Here is a 3,001-nt window from a genome sequence, read left to right as displayed (position 1 = left end):
AAGCTGCCGATTAGATCATGTTAGGCTTAATGTGTAACGTTTCTTCACCTTTTGCAACAGGCCGGACCGTTTATGAGACCAAGGTTAATCAAATTAGCTAGCAACAAGCTCGTTGATACGGGGTGGTTTTGCGGCCATCTTTCCTAATTTATAAGAATCAAACTTTAAAAGTATTTAGGATGATAGACCTAAGGGAATACAAATATACGCCCGGTAGCAAAAACAAGGCTGTAGTATACCTATCTGATGAATTTAATTAGTATGCAACCAGTTTATTTTTGCAACATCACCTTCTAAATTACTTTTAATATCTAATCTAGTGAGTGATTTATTTACCCTACTCTGCGATTAGCAGAAGCAGTTAAACCATCATATTGAAATAATTATTATCAAATAATAATTTTTAATATCAAATTGACTCGAAATAAATTAACTGTACGATTGTGTTTTTAATTTTAGGTATTTTAATGAACTCTTTAAGTAACTTAGCCCAAAAAAGGCGTGCTGAGCTAGTCCAATGGATAGCCAATATTTCTAAAAATACCACTATCCTAGAGTTAGCTCGGAAAGAACTTTATAAAAAAAGTGGCGCTGAATTAGCCCAAATAATGGCTGCTATTCCTACAAATATCACTTGGCTTGAGTTAGGTTTTAATGACTTTAGCCAAAAAAGTGGGGCTGAATTAGCTCAAATGATGGCTGCTATTCCTAAAAGTGTTACCAGCCTTGATTTGATTTATAATAACCTTGGCCAAAAAAGTGGGGCTGAATTAGCGCAAATGATGGCTGCTATTCCTAAAAGTGTTACCAGCCTTGATTTAAGTATGAATTACCTGGTCCAAAAAAGTGGGGCTGAATTAGTTCAAATGATGGCTGCTATTCCTAAAAGCGTCGTTACCCTACAATTAGTTAATAATAACCTAGGCCAAAGAAGTGCCGCAGAATTTGCTCAGATAATGGCTGCTATGCCTAAAAGCATCACCCGCCTTGATTTGCGTTCTAGTTACTTTAGCCAAAAAAGTGGGGCTGAATTAGCGCAAATGATGGCTGCTATGCCTAAAAGTATCACTAGCCTTGATTTGGGTGATAATAACTTAGGCCAAAAAAGTGGGGCTGAATTAGCTCAAATGATGGCTGCTATGCCTAAAAGTGTTACTCGCCTTGATTTGCGTTCTAGTCACTTTAGCCAAAAAAGTGGGGCTGAATTAGCCCAAATGATGGCTGCTATGCCTAAAAGTATCACTAGCCTTGATTTGGGTGATAATAACTTAGGCCAAAAAAGTGGGGCTGAATTAGCTCAAATGATGGCTGCTATGCCTAAAAGTGTTACTCGCCTTGATTTGGGTTCTAATAGCCTGCACCAAAAAAGTGGCGCTGAATTAGCCCAAATAATGGCTGCTATTCCTAAAAGTATCACTAGGCTTGAGTTGGGTGCTAACGACTTTAGCCAAAAAAGTGGCGCTGAATTAGCTCAAATGATGGCCGCCATGCCTAAAGGTGTTACTCGGCTTTATTTAAGGAGGAATAACCTGGGCCAAAAAAGTGCCACTGAATTAAGCGAAATGATAGCTGCTATTCCAAGGACAGTGCGCTCTATTAATTTAATTAAGAATGGTTTATTTTATAATAAGTCTTCAATGGAGCGTGATAGATTACTACAAGCTTTGTCTGATTTTAATGACCATGGCCGACTTAATTTAAGCAATAATGGTGAGAGTGATGCTGCACGTGCCGTAACCGCTGACCTGCCTGCTTATCTGACTAACGTGTTAGATAGAGATATTACTAGCCATATCTTCTCCTTTTTTAAACCCCACAAATCTATCCAAGAGATTAATCATCGCCTAGCTAATAATTTTGTTTTTATTAAAACACTTAAAGACAAGCGTAATATAAGCTTCTTTTCCCAGATGAATAATAAGGCAGACATTAATGAAGAAGAGAACCATAATAAAGAACAGCGAGCAAACACCCAAATAACTAGATAGATAAGCAGTCTCAAGAAACGACCCGGGCTGTTGCAAAAGGTAGCGTATAATTTAATGGAAATGAGATATGAAAAAAACTATCCGTTTAATATTGATAGCAATAGCGGCCATATAAGCTTGTATTTGCACGTTATGAATACCACGGAAAAGTGCTTTTGCAAGACTATGGTAGTTTTTCAACTCATTCATCAAACTTTCAATCTGCGCCAACCTTTCTACTAGTTTCTGTTTGAATAAGGCTGTCTGCATATCTAATGTAACCTGTTGAAATAAGTCAAAATGAGTATGTCTTGAGATCACTCGAATGTCTTTGTTTTTCTTTTTAGGCGCCTGACAACTTGTTTTAATTGAGCAATCTCGACAATGCTTTACCTTAGAATGGTATTACCCTGGCTTTAAATTAAAGAACTGGCCGCTTTGAGAAAGCGAGCAGTGTATGCGGTCGTTAACTGTGGTGAAAGCAAAACGCGCGCGGCGAAGCTATTTGGCTTTAGCAAAACATCGATTACGAAATATGTTTATGAGTATGGGGTTTATGGTGAAAGAAGCTTTGAGTATAAAAAACGAGGGGCAACTCCTGGAAGCGGGCAATATTTAACAGCAGAGCAGGTTAAGGAATTAATAGACTTATTGCTAAGCAAAACACCTGATGAGCTCTCTTCCTTATACGTTATGGAACAGTAAAGCGATAACCCGTCTGATTGAAAAAAGGTTTGGAGTAAGGTACTCAGGGCGCGGCATGCGCGGCTTATTGAAACGCCTAGGCTTTTCCTCACAAAAGCCCATTAAACGAGCTTACCAACGCGATGTAAAAAAGTAGAGACTTGGCTTAATGAAACTTACCCTGCCATCAAAACGCAAGCGATGCAGGAAGGCGCAAGAATCTATTGGGCCGATGAAATGGGCATCCAATCCACCGATAATCGCGGTAGAACCTATGGTCTTATTAACCAAACGCCTGTCATTCAAAAGACAGGAAGCCGTTTTAAAGTCAATATGCTTGCTGCTATTAG

The 3,001-nt window shown here is 38.7% G+C and carries 3 protein-coding genes and 1 pseudogene; 3 read left to right on the top strand and 1 reads right to left on the bottom strand.

Annotated features, from left to right (window positions below; genetic code table 11):
• The first annotated feature begins 467 nt into the window (after positions 1–467).
• Entirely contained in the window at positions 468–1,988 is a 1,521-nt protein-coding gene (locus tag E1P04_RS17380; protein WP_131784115.1) for a leucine-rich repeat domain-containing protein, read from the top strand.
• Between the two features lie 51 nt (positions 1,989–2,039).
• Here E1P04_RS17380 and E1P04_RS17375 read toward each other — a convergent pair.
• Positions 2,040–2,351 (bottom strand): annotated as a pseudogene (locus tag E1P04_RS17375) (transposase); the annotation flags it as partial.
• Between the two features lie 54 nt (positions 2,352–2,405).
• Here E1P04_RS17375 and E1P04_RS17370 point away from each other — a divergent pair.
• On the top strand, positions 2,406–2,672 hold the full coding sequence (locus E1P04_RS17370; protein WP_131784113.1) for a COG3415 family protein: 267 nt from the start codon (positions 2,406–2,408) through the stop codon (positions 2,670–2,672).
• Complete coding sequence (locus E1P04_RS18495) at positions 2,638–2,808, top strand: helix-turn-helix domain-containing protein (protein ID WP_131784112.1); 171 nt, start codon at positions 2,638–2,640, stop codon at positions 2,806–2,808. The genes E1P04_RS17370 and E1P04_RS18495 overlap by 35 nt, the downstream gene beginning before the upstream one ends.
• Positions 2,809–3,001: the final 193 nt, after the last annotated feature.

It is taken from the genome of Legionella gresilensis (assembly GCF_900639865.1).
GTDB lineage: Bacteria > Pseudomonadota > Gammaproteobacteria > Legionellales > Legionellaceae > Legionella_C > Legionella_C gresilensis.
Note: the sequence above shows the minus strand (reverse complement) of the source record. Positions and strands in the feature narration are given on the sequence as shown.

Bases quoted from the DNA above. Each gene is read 5' to 3' on its own strand.
- E1P04_RS17380 (WP_131784115.1), top strand. From the start codon at position 468: ATGAACTCTTTAAGTAACTTAGCCCAAAAAAGGCGTGCTGAGCTAGTC.
- E1P04_RS18495 (WP_131784112.1), top strand. From the start codon at position 2,638: ATGAGCTCTCTTCCTTATACGTTATGGAACAGTAAAGCGATAACCCGT.